This window comes from Microcoleus vaginatus PCC 9802 (assembly GCA_022701275.1).
Classification (GTDB): domain Bacteria; phylum Cyanobacteriota; class Cyanobacteriia; order Cyanobacteriales; family Microcoleaceae; genus Microcoleus; species Microcoleus vaginatus_A.
Genome location: CP031740.1, coordinates 6,681,702 through 6,698,371, shown reverse-complemented (window position 1 = coordinate 6,698,371; position 16,670 = coordinate 6,681,702). Strand labels below are relative to the sequence as shown.

General features: G+C 47.1%; 5 protein-coding genes and 1 pseudogene. All 6 read left to right on the top strand.

Going from position 1 to position 16,670, the window contains the following annotated elements:
* Nucleotide 1: 1 nt before the first annotated feature.
* The 6 genes and pseudogenes from D0A34_27660 (at nucleotide 2) to D0A34_27635 (ending at nucleotide 16,638) form a co-directional block, all read left to right on the top strand.
* Nucleotides 2-535, top strand: a pseudogene (locus tag D0A34_27660) (putative pyridoxal-dependent aspartate 1-decarboxylase).
* On the top strand, nucleotides 522-2,072 hold the full coding sequence (locus D0A34_27655; protein UNU22105.1) for a condensation protein: 1,551 nt from the start codon (nucleotides 522-524) through the stop codon (nucleotides 2,070-2,072). The pseudogene D0A34_27660 and the gene D0A34_27655 overlap by 14 nt, the downstream one beginning before the upstream one ends.
* 60 nt (nucleotides 2,073-2,132) lie before the next feature.
* Nucleotides 2,133-3,182, top strand: coding sequence for a TauD/TfdA family dioxygenase (locus D0A34_27650; GenBank protein ID UNU22104.1), 1,050 nt, complete (start codon nucleotides 2,133-2,135; stop codon nucleotides 3,180-3,182).
* Nucleotides 3,183-3,204: 22 nt separating this feature from the next.
* Nucleotides 3,205-6,444 (top strand): non-ribosomal peptide synthetase, encoded by a 3,240-nt coding sequence (locus D0A34_27645; protein ID UNU22103.1) that lies wholly within the window; start codon nucleotides 3,205-3,207, stop codon nucleotides 6,442-6,444.
* Nucleotides 6,441-12,200, top strand: a complete 5,760-nt coding sequence (locus D0A34_27640; GenBank protein ID UNU22102.1) for a non-ribosomal peptide synthetase — start codon at nucleotides 6,441-6,443, stop codon at nucleotides 12,198-12,200. The genes D0A34_27645 and D0A34_27640 overlap by 4 nt, the downstream gene beginning before the upstream one ends.
* Before the next feature lie 64 nt (nucleotides 12,201-12,264).
* On the top strand, nucleotides 12,265-16,638 hold the full coding sequence (locus tag D0A34_27635; protein UNU22101.1) for a non-ribosomal peptide synthetase: 4,374 nt from the start codon (nucleotides 12,265-12,267) through the stop codon (nucleotides 16,636-16,638).
* Nucleotides 16,639-16,670: the final 32 nt, after the last annotated feature.

Genomic DNA, 16,670 nt, shown 5'->3' with positions numbered 1-16,670 from the left:
CTCCATCGATCTAGGCAAGCGCTCTCTCGAAGGCTCTCGACCAGGTGCGAGTTTGTACTTGCAAGCCGCGTTGAATATCATCGGCCATCAAGGCTATGAGTTTTTGATAGATGCAGGCATCCATAAAACGCAGCACTTCGCCAATTTAATTCGGGAAAATCCAGCATTTGAATTGCTGCTAGAACCAGAAATTAATATTCTTTTATACCGCTACATTCCAGAAACCTTCAGGGAAAAAGCAGCCAAAAAACAACTAGCCGAAGCAGACAACCACTTCATCAATCAATTTAACGAGCGCCTTCAGGAGGCCCAGCGGCGAGCCGGTCACACATTCGTATCGCGAACAACCGTGCAAAACACCTGTTATGGCAAAACCATTCCCATTGTTGCTTTTCGAGTCGTCCTTGCCAACCCCCTCACCACTGAAGCAGATATCAACGTTGTTTTAAACGACCAGCTAAAAATAGCAGCAAAGCTTTCCTTAACTATCACAAACAGCGACCACTGCGACGAGGTAAATTATGATGTCTACTAATCGTTCAGAACGACTGAAAAACCTCTCGCCCGAGAAGCGAGCGCTCCTCCTCAAAGCATTGGGCAAAGAGGCAGTACAGGCTGAGCAATCTAAGCGCATTCCCAGGCGATCGCAGCAAAATTCTGCTCCCCTTTCTTTTGCCCAGCAACGGCTGTGGTTTCTCGATCGATTGTCTCCCGAAAACCCTGCCTACAACCTTCCTGCTGCTGTGCGTTTGCAAGGGCAATTGAATTTGTCGGCACTGCAACAAACACTCAATGAAATTGTCCGGCGTCACGAAGTTTTACGGACTGCTTTTGCAGAAGTGGACGGGGAACCTGTTCAACTGATTTCTCCTTCCTTGGATTTCGCTTTGTCGGTGGTAAACTTGCAACATTTACCAGAAACTGAGCAGCAAGCTGAAATTGAGCAGCGTACTCTGGAAGAAGCCCAACGCCCCTTTAACTTAACGCGAGATCCCTTACTGCGGGCCACTCTGCTGCAACTGGGTTCGGCAGAATATGTGTTGCTGCTGACGATACACCACATTATTTCTGATGGTTGGTCTATGGGGGTATTGGTGCGAGAAGTAGCCGCACTTTATGAAGCTTTTTCCACTGACAAACCCTCTGGGCTGCCTGAACTTTCCGTACAGTATGCCGACTTCGCCAGTTGGCAGCGGCAGCATTTCCAGGGAGAGAAATTAGAAAAACAGCTCGCTTATTGGAAACAGCAATTGGGAGGCGGTTTAGCTGTGCTGTCAACAGATAGGCAGCGCTCTCCCGTGCAAACTTTCCGAGGGTCGCAGCAATCTTTTGTAATTTCTGCTTCTTTAACTGAAAGGCTGAAAACGCTCGCCCAGCAACAAGATGTCACCCTATTTATGACGTTGTTGGCAGCATTTCAATCCTTGCTCTCCTGCCAAATAAATCAGGATAACCTCGCTATTGGCTCTCCCATTGCCAATCGCAACCGCATTGAATTAGAGGAACTGATTGGATTTTTTGTCAATACTTTAGTGCTGCGAATTGACACCGCAGGTAATCCAACTTTCCGCGAACTACTCGGTCGAACACGCGAGGTAGCTTTAGCAGCTTACGCTCACCCGGATGTCCCTTTTGAAAAGCTCGTGGAGGAATTGCAGCCGGAGCGAAATCTCAGCTATAACCCGCTGTTTCAAGTGTGGTTTGTACTCCAGAATGCGCCCATGCCACCCCTGGAGTTAGCTGGTTTGACCTTGAGCATTCTGGAATTCGATGTCGGTATGTCGAGACACGACTTAAGCCTCACTCTCTGGGAGATTTCAGAAGGAATTCAAGGCTTATTTGAGTACAAAACAGACTTATTTGAGGCTGCGACCATTGCCCGAATAGTGAGAGGTTTTCAAATCCTGCTCAACCAGGTAGTCATCCAGCCAGATATCAGGATTGATGACTTGGCAGAAATTCTTGCCGAAGCAGAAAGGCAGCACCAAATCGAGCAGGAAAAACAAATTCATCTTTCGGGAATTCAAAAATTAAAAATGGCTAAACGCAAAGTTATGAAAAGTTTAAAATGATGGCTCAATCTCTCAGGTTTTTTCGGGAAAAATCGCAAGAATTTCACCAAAGCAAAAGTTATGACAAATACAGAAACAAAGAATCTCAATTCCCAAAAGTTAGGCTCAGTTAGGCGCAAAGCCGTCACCCTGTCCTCAGAGGAATTAGTCAAAACCGCCTACCTCCAGCCCGAAAACCTTCTACCTCTTGTTCTTCAGCCAACAGTAGAAAAATTAAATCTCGCGGGTTGGGCACAGAACAATCGCTCATCAATTGAAACGCAGTTATGGAAGCACGGAGGAATACTTTTTCGAGGCTTTGAAGTCGGCGGGGTGAAGGGTTTCGAGCAGTTTATTCAAACTATTGCTGGCGACTTGTTGGAATATTCTTTTCGCTCAACTCCGCGCAGTCAGGTGAGCGGAAATATCTACACTTCCACCGAGTATCCTGCCGAGCAATTCATCCCCCTGCACAATGAAATGGCTTATTCTCGAAATTGGCCGCTGAAAATCGCTTTTTTCTGCGTCAAGAAAGCCGAACAGGGAGGAGAAACTCCGATTGCTAACAGCCGCAAAGTGTTTGAAAGCCTGGATTCAAAGATTAGAGAAAAGTTTGCCCAAAAAAAGGTTATGTATGTGCGAAATTACGGCGGAGGCGTAGATTTACCCTGGCAAAATGTCTTCAATACTGATAGCAAAATAGAGGTAGAAGAGTATTGCAAAAAAGCGGGAATTGAGTTAGAATGGAAAAGTGGCGATCGCTTGAGAACTCGGCAAATATGTCAAGCGGTCGCCCAGCACCCAAAAACTCAGGAAATGGTGTGGTTTAATCAAGCTCACCTCTTCCACATTTCCAATCTCGAACCCGCCGTTCGCAAAGAGCTTTTAACTTCTTTTAAACAGGAAGATTTACCCCGCAATGCTTATTACGGCGATGGCTCGCCCCTTGAAGATTTTATATTAGACGAAATTCGTCGCTGCTACCAGCAAGAAACGATTGTTTTCCCTTGGGAAGAAGGAGATGTCTTGCTGTTAGATAATATGCTAGCCGCGCACGGACGCACGCCATTTTCGGGTTCGCGTCGGGTTGTTGTCGGTATGGCAGAAGCGTTTAGCTGTCAAAATATTTAGGCTTATTAAAGGATCTTTAGAAATGCAAAACGAAACAATCGAAGGGTTTAGAATCTCTCCACAGCAACGGCATTTGTGGGGGTTACAGCAAAATAAAAGCCAACAGACTTATCGCGTTCGAGGTGCAATTTTAATTACCGGAAATCTCGACAAAGAGATGCTTAAAAGTGCGCTGCAAAATGTCGTGAATCGGCACGAAATCCTGCGTACCAGCTTTCACTGCTTTTCTGGGATGACACTACCCCTGCAAGCGATCGCCAGCACTGGTGAAGTTCCTATCTCGGAATACAATCTGAGCGGTTTGTCTCCCGAAGAACAAGAAGCTAAAATCGCAGCGCTTTTTCAGCAACTAAACCTGCTTCCTTTTGATTTTGAGCGCGGCCCACTTTGGCATCTATCTTTAGTCACTCTGGCGCAAAACAAGCACCTATTACTGGCGAACTTCTCTGCCTTAATTGCAGATAGTGCCACCCTGAAAAATTTTACCCGCGAACTCAGTCTTTCCTACTCAGCCTGCGCGTGCGGGGAAGAGTTCTCTGATGAGTCAATGCAATATGCGGATATTGCTGAGTGGCAAAATGAGTTACTCGAATCAGAAGAAACGGCAATCGGCCAAGAATACTGGCGAAAGCTGAACATTGAATCTTGGGATTTATTAACGCTTCCTTGGGAAAAGAAGAATTCCGAAACGGAATTTCAGCCACAAGTAGAAAGGGTGGAAATTCGGGGTGATTTGTTAAACAGCCTGGAAGCGATCGCCCCAAAGCACACAAGCGATATTTCTGCCTTCCTGCTGACTTGCTGGCAAATTCTGATTGGGCGGCTTACCAGAGAGCAAACCCCGATAATCGGCGTAGCGATTGACGGCAGAAAATATGAAGAATTAGAACACTCTCTGGGGCTGCTGGGCAAATACTTACCCCTACAGTGGCAAGTGCAAGACGAGTTAAATTTCTCACAAGCGAGGCAGCAAGTTGAGCTTAATCTCAACGAGATGTACAACTGGCAAGAATATTTTAACTGGGAACAAATCCTAGGAAACGAAAAAAGCAGCAGCTTTTGGCCCGTTTGCTTTGAGTTCCAAGCAGAGCCTAAGAACTATGGTAATTCAGGCGTTTCATTTTCCCTTGTTCGGCAAGATGCCTGCCTAGAGCCATTCAAACTTAAGCTCTCCTGCCTCCGCCTGTGCAATTCCATAAGCGCTGAATTTCACTACGATTCCGCTTTATTTGCTGCGGCCGATATAAAGCGCTTGTCAGAACACTTTCAGGCGCTTTTAGAAAGCGCAGTCAAAAATCCCGAAGTTGCTATCAGTCAGGTAGACATACTGAGCGATCGCGATCGGCTGCAACTTCTCATTGACTTTAACCAAACTCAAAAAGATTACCCGAAAAATAAATGCGTTCACCAGCTTTTTGAAGAACAAGCAGAACGCAACCCAGACAGCATTGCCGTCGTCTTTGAAAGTGAACAAATCACCTACCGAGAACTCAACGATCGCGCCAATCAACTCGCCCATCACCTGCAAAACTTGGGAGTTTTGCCCGAAACAATTGTTGGAATTTGCCTCGATCGCTCCTTAGAAACAATCGTAGGAATGCTGGGCGTACTCAAAGCCGGTGGCGCCTATTTACCGATCGATCCAACGACCCCAATAGAGCGCAAAGCACTAATGCTAGAAGACGCTCAGGTGAAGGTTTTGCTGGTACAACAGCGGCTCATCGAAAGCTTGCCGAAAACTCAGGCAAATATTGTTTGCATCGATACAGACATTCCCACTGTTTCTGAATCTTACACGCCTCGCGGCTCTTCTGACAATTTAGCTTACGTCATCTATACTTCCGGTTCCACTGGCACGCCCAAGGGAGTAGCGATCGAACACCGGCAACTGCTCAATTACCTGCACAGCATTCAGGAAAAATTAAACCTGCCATCAGGTGCCAGTTTCGCCACCGTTTCCACCTTCGCCGCCGACTTAGGAAACACAGTGATTTTCCCCGCCCTTTGTTTCGGCGGTTGCCTGCATATTATCTCCCAAGAACGCGCCACCGATCCAGAGGCACTGGGTGAATATTTCGGCCGCAATCCCATCGACTGCCTCAAAATAGTTCCCTCTCACCTAGCCGCCCTTTTAAATTCCTCTCAACCCAAGTCAATTTTGCCTGGTAAAAGGCTTATTTTAGGAGGTGAATCTGCCAACTGGAGCTTAATTAAAACACTTCGCAATCTTGCTCCCAGTTGCTCAGTATTCAATCACTACGGGCCAACAGAAACAACTGTAGGTGTCCTGACTTATCAAGTCGAATTTGATAAAATTGGGTGCGATTTTGACACAGTTCCACTCGGTCATCCGATTGCCAACACTCAGATTTATATCTTGGATTCTTACTTGCAGTTGGTACCGATAGGCGTACCTGGTGAACTGTACATCGGCGGTGATAATTTGGGACGCGGATATCTTAACCGCCCTGAATTAACCGCAGAAAAATTTATTCCCAATCCCTTTGACACGCAAGCAAAGACGCGACTGTACAAAACCGGCGACTTGGCTCGCTATTTGCCAGACGGAAACATCGAATTTATCGGGCGAATTGACGGCCAAGTAAAAATTCGCGGTTTCCGCATTGAATTGGGAGAAATTGAGGCGGTGCTGGGGCAACATCCAGATATCGCGCAGGCTGTAGTTGTGGCGCGGGAAGACGAAATGGCACAAAAGCGGCTCGTGGCTTATTTGGTTTCCGAGCAGAAACAAGCACCTACCCACAAGGAAATTCGCAATTTTTTAACGTCAAAATTGCCGGAGTACATGGTGCCTTCTGCTTTTGTGATACTCAAAAGTTTGCCTTTAACTTCTAACGGAAAAATAGACCGACGAGCGCTGCCCGCACCTGACGAAATGCGACCGGAGTTGACAGGAAACTTTGTCGCGCCTCGCACAAATATCGAGGAAGTTTTAGCCGCTATCTGGGCTGAAGTTCTCAAGCTTGAAAAAGTCGGCATTTACGACAACTTTTTTGAATTAGGAGGCCATTCCCTATTAGCCACTCAAGTAATTTCCCGAGTGCGCCAAGCATTTCAGGTCGAGTTGCCTTTGCACCGTTTATTTGAGTCGGCCACTGTCGCAGATTTTGCAGTAGCGATCGCGCAAAAGCAAGTCGAACAAACAGACAGTGAAATGCTAGCGAGGGTGTTAGCAGACCTCGATCAACTGTCAGAAGCACAAATTCAGGAAATTCTCGCCCAGCAAGGAGTCAGCAAATGAGTGATTTAATCGAACGCATCGCGGCTCTTTCTCCTGAAAAGCGCGAGTTGCTGTTGCAGCGACTAAACCATAAAAACGAAAACGTTTCGCTAGCAAAAATTCTGCCTCAAAGTCGAGAGTCTAACACTTTTCCTCTGTCGTTTGCTCAACAGCGGTTGTGGTTTTTTGAGCAACTAACTCCAGGCAACTTTACCTATCACATCCTCGCCGGCGTGCGTTTGACGGGAACACTCGACGCGAGATCCCTCGATCGCAGTCTCAACGAACTTGTCAAGCGTCATGAAGTTTTGCGAACGGCTTTTAAGACAATAAACGGGCAACCCGTTCAGGCGATCGCTTCAAAGCTGGAATTGAAAATTTTAGAAATAGATTTGCGATCGCTTCCTGAAACTGAACGATCTCGCGAAGTTGAACGGTTAATCGCCGCAGAAGCAAAGCTTGCTTTCGATTTGTCACAAGCACCCTTATTGCGTGCCAAATTGCTGCAATTGAGCGCTTCAAACTGGGTGCTGCTATTGAGTACGCACCACATCATTTCCGATGCCTGGTCAATGGGAATATTCATCCAGGAACTGGCCACGTTTTATCAAGCCTTTTGTACTGGCAAACCTTCTCCCCTTCCCGAACTGTCGGTACAGTACGCAGACTTTGCAAGTTGGCAGCGCCAGTGGTTGCAGGGAGAAGTTTTAGAGACGCAGCTTGCTTACTGGAAAAAACAGCTCGGAGGCAATCTCTCTGTACTAAATTTGCCAACCGATCGCCCCCGCTCGGCAGTACAAACCTTTCGAGGGGCCGTGCATAAATTCACCATTCCCAAGGCAATCGCAGAGGAAATCGCCCAATTAAGCCAGCGGGAAAAAGCTACTTTATTTATGACCCTACTGGCAGCGTTTAAAACGTTGCTCTATCGCTACACCGGGCAAGAAGATATATTAGTCGGCTCCCCCATTGCTAACCGCAACCGACGCGAAATCGAGGAATTAATTGGCTTATTTGCTAACACCTTAGTTTTCCGCACCAATCTGTCGAGCAACCCGACTTTTAAAGAGTTACTGGCTCGCGTGCGAGAAGTAGCTCTCGGCGCGTATAACCACCAGGATTTGCCCTTCGAGAAACTGGTAGAAATCATACACCACGAACGAGATTTAAGTCATAATCCGCTATTTCAGGTATTGTTTTCTCTGCGAAATGTTCGGACGCCGCAGATAAAATTGCCAGGAGTGACGTTGAGCAATTTAGAAATAGAACGGAAAACGGCGAGATTTGATTTAGCGCTTGACCTGGAGGAAGGATTAGAGGGTATTAATGCAACGCTTGAGTATAGCGAAGATTTGTTTGATGCTAGCACTGCACGGCGGATAGCCGGACATTTTCTAACCTTACTAGAAAGTATAGCTGCTAATCCCGAACAGCGCCTTTCAAATTTGCCCATTTTGACGAAATCTGAACAGCAGCAACTGCTGTTTGAGTGGAACAATACTCAATCGGATATTCCGAAAAATCAGTGCGTACACGCATTATTTGAAGCGCAGACAGAGCGGACGCCGGATGCGATCGCTGTCGTTTTTGACGGACAGCAGCTAACCTATCGAGAGCTGAATCGGCGAGCAAATCAGCTAGCACATCACCTAAAAAACTTAGGGGTTAAACCGGAAATTCCAGTCGGAATTTTTGTCGATCGCTCCCTAGAAATGGTAGTGGGATTGCTCGGCATTCTCAAGGCTGGCGGCGCTTACGTTCCGCTCGATCCGGCGCATTCCCATGAGCGCTTGAACTTCATGCTAGAAGACGCTGGGGTTGAAATACTGATCGCGCAGTCGCATTTAGGTGAGAAAATTGACCGCGCCTTGCATAAAATTTTCCTAGATTCCGACTGGGAGAATATCGCGCCCGAAAGCGAAGAAAATCCATCGAGTGAAGCAACCCCTGACAATCTCGCTTATGTAATCTATACATCAGGCTCCACCGGGAAACCCAAGGGCGTTCAAGTCAACCACCGCAGCGTCGTTCATCTTTTTGCAGCCACTCGCCCTCTATTTAATTTTAGCGATCGCGACGTTTGGACGGTTTTTCACTCTTACGCTTTCGACTTTTCCGTCTGGGAAATTTGGGGAGCACTTCTTCACGGTTGCAAACTAATCGTCGTTCCCCTGGAAGTGACGCGATCGCCAGCCGCATTTTACGAACTGCTGTGCAAAGAACGAGTCACCATTCTCAATCAAACTCCTTCAGCAATCCGCCAACTGATTGACGCTAAAAAAGCTGCCACTAACTTTCAACAATCGAGCCTCCGCTTAATTGTTTGCGGCGGGGAAGCTTTTCCTACAGAACTCGCTGCTCAATTACTTGAGTGGAACATACCCCTTTGGAACTTTTACGGGCCGACTGAAGCAACTGTCTGGACAGCCATTCATCCCATAAAATTCATTGAATCCGAGCGCCCTTACATTCCAATTGGTCGCCCCCTTCCCAACACCCAGCTTTATATTTTAGACGCCAATTTGCAGCCCGTTCCTGTAGGCGTTTTGGGCGAACTTTATATCGGCGGCGCCGGCTTATCCAGAGGCTATCTAAAGCGCCCCGAACTAAACGCAGAGAAATTTATTCCCAATCCCTTTGCCGAAAATAGAACTGCTTTTTCATTAATCCAGAATTCTCCATCCTTCATCCTTTCAGAACACATCTATAAAACCGGGGACTTGGCTCGCTATCTTCCAGATGGAAACATTGAATTTATGGGGCGCAGCGACCACCAAGTTAAAATTCGCGGATTTCGCATCGAATTAGGCGAGATTGAAGCAGCGATCGGTCAGCACCCAGCCTTGCGGGAAACCGTCGTGCTGGTTCGAGAAGACAATCCAGGCGACAAGCGCTTGGTCGCTTATATCGTTTCTAACTCAGCACTCAAAACTCAAGACTCAGAACTTATTAATGATTTGCGCTGTTACCTGAAACAAAAATTGCCGCAGTACATGATGCCCTCAGCGTTTGTTTTATTGGAGTCGCTGCCTTTAACAACCAATGGAAAAATCGACCAGCGATCGCTACCTGCACCTGACATCAACCGAGCAGAATTCGAGAGCAATTTTGTCGAGCCTCGAACTCCCCACGAGCAATTAATAGCAGAAATTTGGGCTGAAGTTCTCGGTTTAGAGCGAGTTGGAATTCACGATAACTTCTTTGAATTGGGAGGTCATTCATTGCTGGCTACTCAGGCGATTTCTCGCCTGCGAGAAGCTTTTCAAGTTGAAGTACCCTTGCGCTCTCTTTTTGAATCGCCTACCGTCGCAACAGTCACCGAAAGCCTCTTGCAATATCGCGCCGAGCAAAAACTGAAAGCACCCCCCATCAAGCGGGCGTCAAGGCAGGGAGAATTGCCCCTTTCTTTTGCACAACAACGACTGTGGTTTCTCGACCAATTGCAGCCGGGGAATCCTGCCTATAATATCCCAGCAGCCGTGCGCTTGAAGGGGGCGCTCAATGTAGCGGTTCTAGAGCAAACTTTTCAGGAGATTATCAAGCGACACGAAGCATTGCGGACAACTTTTAAATCGGTGGAAGGACGACCCGCTCAGGTTATTATTTCATCTTTTAATTTCACATTGCCGATCGTAAACTTAAGAGAGTTATCGCAAGCTGAACGAGAAGCCGAGGCAATGCGACTCGCCGCTGAAGAAGCGCGACAGCCTTTTGACCTAACAAAATGGCCGTTACTGCGTGTCACTTTGTTACATCTTGACGACACAGAATACCTGCTGTTACTGACAGTACACCACATCGTAGCTGATGGCTGGTCGATGGGGGTACTCGTGCGGGAAGTGGCGGCGCTTTATGAAGCTTTCGGCAGTGGCAAACCTTCTCCCCTACCCGAACTTTCTGTACAGTACGCAGACTATGCTGTCTGGCAAACAAATTGGCTGCAAGGCGAAGTTCTGGAAGCAAAACTTGCTGACTGGAAGCAGCAGTTGGGTCAAATTTTGCCCCCGCTGCAATTGCCAGCAAAACAACCGCGTTCTGCTGTTTCTAGCAATCAAGCTGAGATTCAAGAATTCCAGCTTGATTGGCAAGTTTCAGAAGCGCTAAACGCACTCAGTCGGCAACAAAATGTCACCTTATTTATGACCTTGTTGGCAGCACTTCAAACGCTGCTTTATCGCTACACAAATCAAGAAGATATTGTAGTCGGTACTGACCTGGCAAACCGCACACAAGTTGAGACTGAAGCTTTAATTGGTTTCTTTGTCAATATCCTCGTCTTGCGAACCGATATGCGCGGCAATCCTACATTTCGCCAACTGCTCGATCGCGTGCGCGAGGTGACATTAAAAGCTTACACTCACCAAGATTTGCCCTTCGACAAACTGGTAGAAGAACTGCGTCCCGATCGCACCCTGAGTCAAACACCGCTATTTCAAGTTTTGTTCGTCATGCAAAATGCGCCTATGCCGACTTTAGAAATGGCGGGTTTAACTTTAATGCCGGTTGCAATTGATAGCGGTACGGCTAAATTTGATTTGGCGCTATTTGTGTCGGAAACAGAGACAGGAATTGTCGGCAGTTGGAAGTATAATTCCGACCTATTTGACAGGGAGACGATCGCTCAAATGTTAAATCGCTTTGAAACCCTCCTAGGCAGCATTGCGGCGCAGCCTGACAGTCGTTTGAACACTTTAGAAATTCTCACAGAAGCCCAGAAGCAGAAACAAGCCATGCAAGAAGTAAAGCGTGAAAAAAGCAATTTTAGTAAGTTCAAAAGCGTCAAGCCGAAAGTAGTGGCTTTGCCGCAAGGCGAATTGATAAAAACCGAGTACCTGCACCCCGACGAACTCTTTCCTTTAGTGGCAAAACCCGCAGTAGCCGATGTCGATCTCGCAGACTGGGCGAAAAATAACCGCGAATTTATAGAGGCAAAATTGCTACAGCATGGAGGGATTCTTTTTCGAGGATTCATCGGCCCTGTGGTTTCCGCATTCGAGCAGTTTGCTCACTCAATTTGTTCGGAATTATTTGGGGAGTACGGCGATTTGCCACGCGAAGGAGTTAGCGGAAAAGTTTACGGTTCAACTCCTTACCCAGCAGATAAAGCTATCTTATTTCACAGCGAGAGTTCGCACCTGCACCGCTGGCCGATGAAAATCTGGTTTTTCTGCGTTCAGCCAGCGCAACAAGGCGGAGAAACGCCGATTGTTGACTGCCGTAAAATTTACCAGTTGCTAGACCCGAAACTCAGAGAAAAATTTGCCCAAAAGCAAATTATGTACGTTCGTAACTACACAGACGGACTAGATGTAAGCTGGAAAGATTTTTTCCAAACTGAAAACAAATCGGTGGTTGAGGAATACTGCCGCCAAGCTGGGATGGAATTTGAGTGGACAGCAGGAAATAATTTGAGAACTCGCAAAATTCGCCCCGCAATTGCCAAGCACCCAAAAACTCAAGAGATGGTATTTTTTAACCAACTTCCCTTGCACCACATTTCCTGCTTAGATGCGGCAACCCGCGCTTCCTTGCTCTCTGTTTTTGGAGAAGAGAACCTCCCCCGCAATGTCTATTACGGTGACGGCACTCCTATTGAAGACTCGGTAATGGAAGAAATTCAGGCAGTGTACAGGGAAGCTGCTGTTAGTTTTCCCTGGCAAGCAGGAGACATCTTAATGCTAGATAATATGCTTGCCGCTCACAGTCGCAATCCATTTATCGGTTCGCGAAAAATTGTTGTAGCGATGGGCGAAATGATTCCTGAATCAGTAATTTAATTCCCTCTCATCTCTTCCAGGCAAAGGTAACGAGAATAAAGTAGTGCTTTGATAAAGAGGAACAATGCAGACAATTAATGGATTTCGGATTTCCCCCCAGCAAAAATATCTGTGGCTGTTGCAGCAAGACAGCCCTGCTTATCGCATTCAATCCGCTATTTTGATCGAGGGAAGTCTTCAAACTGATAACCTAAAGAAAGCTTTAGAAAAAGTTAGCGATCGCCACGAAATTATCCGGACAAGCTTTCAGCGAAAGGCAGGGCTAAAAATTCCTATACAAGTTATCTCCGAACATAGCTCTGTTTCCTGGAACTGGGTTAACTTAAGTGAAGTAAATCCCCAGGAGCAAGAAGCAAAACTCGAAGAGATTTTTCAGCAAGAAAAAAGCGTTTTATTCAACTTCGATCGCAATCCTGTTTGGCACTTGTCTTTAATTACACTTTCATCTGAGAGGCATATTTTACTGGTTAGTTTGCCCGCACTGTGCGCCGATAGTCGCACACTAAAAAATCTGGTTCAAGAAATCAGCCAGTGCTATGCCGCCTGTCTTCACGGCGAAGAAATTACTGATGAAGTTGTGCAATACATTCAATTTTCCGAATGGCAAAATGAATTGCTCGAAGATGAGGAAGCGGCGGAGGGCAAAGAATACTGGACTGGGCATAATTATTCAGCGCTAGCGAGTTTAAGGTTGCCGTTTGAAAATAGATTAATTAACGCGCCCGCTCAATTTACTCCCCAATCTTTTGAGGTCAAATTAGAGTTAGCTTTGCTGGTTCAAGTGGAAGCGATCGCCCGCCAGTACAACACCTCACTTTCTACATTCTTGCTCGCTTGCTGGAAAATTTTGCTCTGGCGGCTGATTGGCCAATCAGAGATCGCTGTTGGCGTGGCATTCGACGGTCGAAAATACGAAGAACTAGAGCCAGCGCTGGGGCTGTTTGCCAAATTTTTACCGCTGCAGGGCCAACTAACAGAAAACTTTTCCTTCGCGGAAACCTTGCAGCAAATTCAGCAGGAAGAACGCGAAGCATACAAGTATCAAGAATATTTCTCCCACGAATATCTAGGCAACTCTTCCGGCTTTCCATTTGGTTTCGAGTTTGAGGAACAGCTCGAAAAGCATTCGGCGAGTGGCGTATTTTTTTCGATTTACAAGCAGTATGCGTGCTGCGATCGCTTCAAAGTTAAACTCTCTTGCCACCGCCAAAATGACTCGCTCGCCGCTGAGTTTCACTACGATCCTATCTTCCTTGCAGACAAGAGTATCCGGTGCTTGGCAGACCAATTTTACGCCTTGGTGCAAAGTGTAGCCAGCAACCCACAAACCGCAATCGGCAAGCTCGAAATGCTGAGCGATCGCGCCCGAGATCAATTATTAGTAGAATTCAACAGCACCAAAGCAGATTACCCGCTCGATAAGTGCGTTCACCAGCTATTTGAAGAACAAGCAGAGCGATCGCCGCACCGCATAGCTGCTGTTTGTGAAAATCAGCAAATTACCTACAGCGAACTCAACGCCCGCGCTAACCAAATCGCCCATTACTTGCAACAATTAGGCATAAAACCAGAGGTGATTGTCGGCATTTGCGCCGATCGCTCTTTAGAGGCGATCGCTGGAATTCTAGGCATTCTCAAAGCAGGCGGCGCGTACTTGCCACTCGATCCGGCCATGCCAAAAGAGCGCCTCGCCTTGATGTTGCAGGATGCCGAAGTGGCAGTGCTATTAACGCAACAACAGCTAATCGAAAAGTTGCCAAAAACTCAGGCAAAAATCGTTTGCTTAGACGCAGAAATTCCCTCTGTCTCCCCCTCTCCCTCTCCCCCTCTCTCTCCTGAAAATTTAGCTTATGTCATTTACACTTCCGGTTCCACTGGCACGCCAAAGGGAGTGGCAATTGAACACCGATCGCTCGTCAATTACCTCTACAGCATTCAGGAACGGCTAAACCTGCCATCAGGTGCCAGTTTCGCAACCGTTTCTACTTTGGCAGCAGACTTAGGAAATACAGTAATTTTTCCAGCTTTATGTACCGGAGGAAGCCTTCACATAATTTCCCAGGAACGCACGACCGATCCAGAGGCGATCGCTGCTTACTTTCAGCAACATTCCATTGACTGTCTCAAAATCGTTCCCTCCCATCTAAAAGCTTTATTAACCGCTTCTAATCCAGCGCAGGTTTTGCCGAAAAAGCGATTAATCCTTGGCGGCGAGGCCTTAAGTTGGAATTTGCTCGAAACTATTCAGAAATACGCCCCAGACTGTTCAGTCTTCAACCATTACGGGCCAACAGAAGCCACCGTAGGCGTGCTGGCTTATCCCATTGAAAAGCGAGGAAATTGCATTTCGGAGACAGTTCCTCTCGGTCGCCCTATCAATAACGCGCAGATTTATTTACTTGATTCGCACTTGCAGCCAGTTGCCATTGGCCTGTCCGGCGAGTTATACATCGGCGGTGCTTCTTTAGCTCGCGGCTATCTAAACCAACCCCAATTAACAGCAGAAAAATTCATCATCAACCCTTTGAGAAATGCCGAAGGCATTCTTCCTTCTGATTCCTTAGCTATACCTTCAAATCGCCTTTATAAAACAGGAGATTTGGCTCGGTATTTGCCGGACGGAAATATTGAGTTTTTAGGGCGGATCGACAGCCAAGTTAAACTGCGAGGGTTCCGCATTGAATTGGGGGAAATAGAAGCAGCGCTATCTCAACATTCCGCTGTGCGCGAAGCGGTGGTTTTGCTACTGGAAAATGAACCGGGGAATCAGCGCTTAGTGGCCTATGTTGTACCCGCGAGGGAATCAGCGATCGCTATTAACGAGGTGCGGTCATTTTTAAAAGAAAAACTGCCCGACTACATGGTTCCTTCTGCTTTTGTCGTACTGAAAGCATTGCCCCTCACGGCTAATGGAAAAATAGACCGGCGGGCGCTGCCAGCGCCGGAGGCGGCGAGAGCCGATTTAGCAGATACTTTTGTCGCTCCTAGCACTCCCATTGAGAAAATGCTTGCTGAGATTTGGGCTGAGCTGCTAGGGCTGGAAAAAGTGGGAATTTATGACAATTTCTTTGATTTGGGGGGACATTCATTACTGATTACTCAGTTGCTAGCAAAGGTAAGAGATTCTTTCCAAAAGGAATTGCCCTTGCGCCGTTTCTTTGAAGCGCCTAACATCGCTGCTTTAGCAAAGAATATTGAGGTGAAGCATGGGGCGGATTCTGCGGGCGATCGCACTACAAGTTTCGATATTAACGCTGAAGTTGTTTTAGATCCAGCAATTCGCCCTGCAACTCCATTGAGCGAGCCAAAAACTCAACCAGCTTGCATTCTCTTAACAGGGGCGACGGGCTTTTTGGGAGCCTTTTTACTCCGCGACCTCTTGCAACAAACTCACGCAGAAATTTATTGCCTAGTCCGTTCTGCCGATGCAGAATCAGCCAAAAAACGGATTCAAAGCAGCCTCGAATCCTATTTAATTTGGGATGAAAGCAGCAGCGAGCGAATTATCCCAATTGCTGGAGATTTGTCTCAACCACTTTTGGGGCTTTCCGAGGAGCAGTTCGGAGTTTTAGCCAGTAAAATTGATGTCATTTACCACAATGGCGCGTTTGTCAAGTTTACTTATCCCTACTCGGTTCTCAAACCCGCTAACGTTTTGGGGACGCAGGAAGTTCTGAGATTGGCGAGTCAAAGTAAGCTAAAACCAGTCCATTTAATTTCTACGATTTCCGTTTTCTCGGCAATAGCCGAGTCTGGGATTAAGGTGGTGGGAGAGGAGGATGAACTCACTCCGGGAGAGGGTCTAAAAGGCGCTTACACTCAGACGAAGTGGGTGGCAGAAAAGTTAGTAGAGGTCGCGCGCGAGCGCGGAATTCCTGTTAGCATTTACAGGCCAGGTCGCATTTCTGGGGACAGCCAAACAGGGGCTTGCAATCCCAGTGACTTACTGTACAGGTTAATCGCTGGTTGCGTGCAACTTGGATGTGCGCCCGATGACGATAAGGTGATGAACGTAGCGCCTGTTGACTATGTGAGCCGAGCGATCGTTCATCTTTCGAGCCAAAAAGAATTGCTCGGAAAGACTTTTCATTTAGTCAACACTCAGTCCTTTCAAATGAGTGAATTGGTGGGCTGGATTGGCTCAATGGGTTATCCAATCAAACGAGTTTCTTCTGAGACTTGGCAAGCAGAAGTAATCAATCGCGCTGGATCTTCTCCAGAAAATGCGTTGTATCCGCTTGTCGGTCTTTTTTCCGAAAAAGTTTCGGAAGCAGAAATGCCTAAATCTGCGACGCTGAAATTCGATTGCCAGAATGCGTTGAAGGGGCTTTCTGGAACAAATATTATCTGCCCGCAAGCGGATGCGAGTTTGTTTCGGACTTATTTTTCTTATCTCGTCGATCGCCAGTTAATCGAGGCTCCCAAACATCTGGTCTAAAAATGTAGAGGCGCGAGCGCTCGCGCTTCTAC

Bases quoted from the DNA above. Each gene is read 5' to 3' on its own strand.
- D0A34_27655 (UNU22105.1), top strand. From the start codon at position 522: ATGATGTCTACTAATCGTTCAGAACGACTGAAAAACCTCTCGCCCGAG.
- D0A34_27650 (UNU22104.1), top strand. From the start codon at position 2,133: ATGACAAATACAGAAACAAAGAATCTCAATTCCCAAAAGTTAGGCTCA.
- D0A34_27645 (UNU22103.1), top strand. From the start codon at position 3,205: ATGCAAAACGAAACAATCGAAGGGTTTAGAATCTCTCCACAGCAACGG.
- D0A34_27640 (UNU22102.1), top strand. From the start codon at position 6,441: ATGAGTGATTTAATCGAACGCATCGCGGCTCTTTCTCCTGAAAAGCGC.
- D0A34_27635 (UNU22101.1), top strand. From the start codon at position 12,265: ATGCAGACAATTAATGGATTTCGGATTTCCCCCCAGCAAAAATATCTG.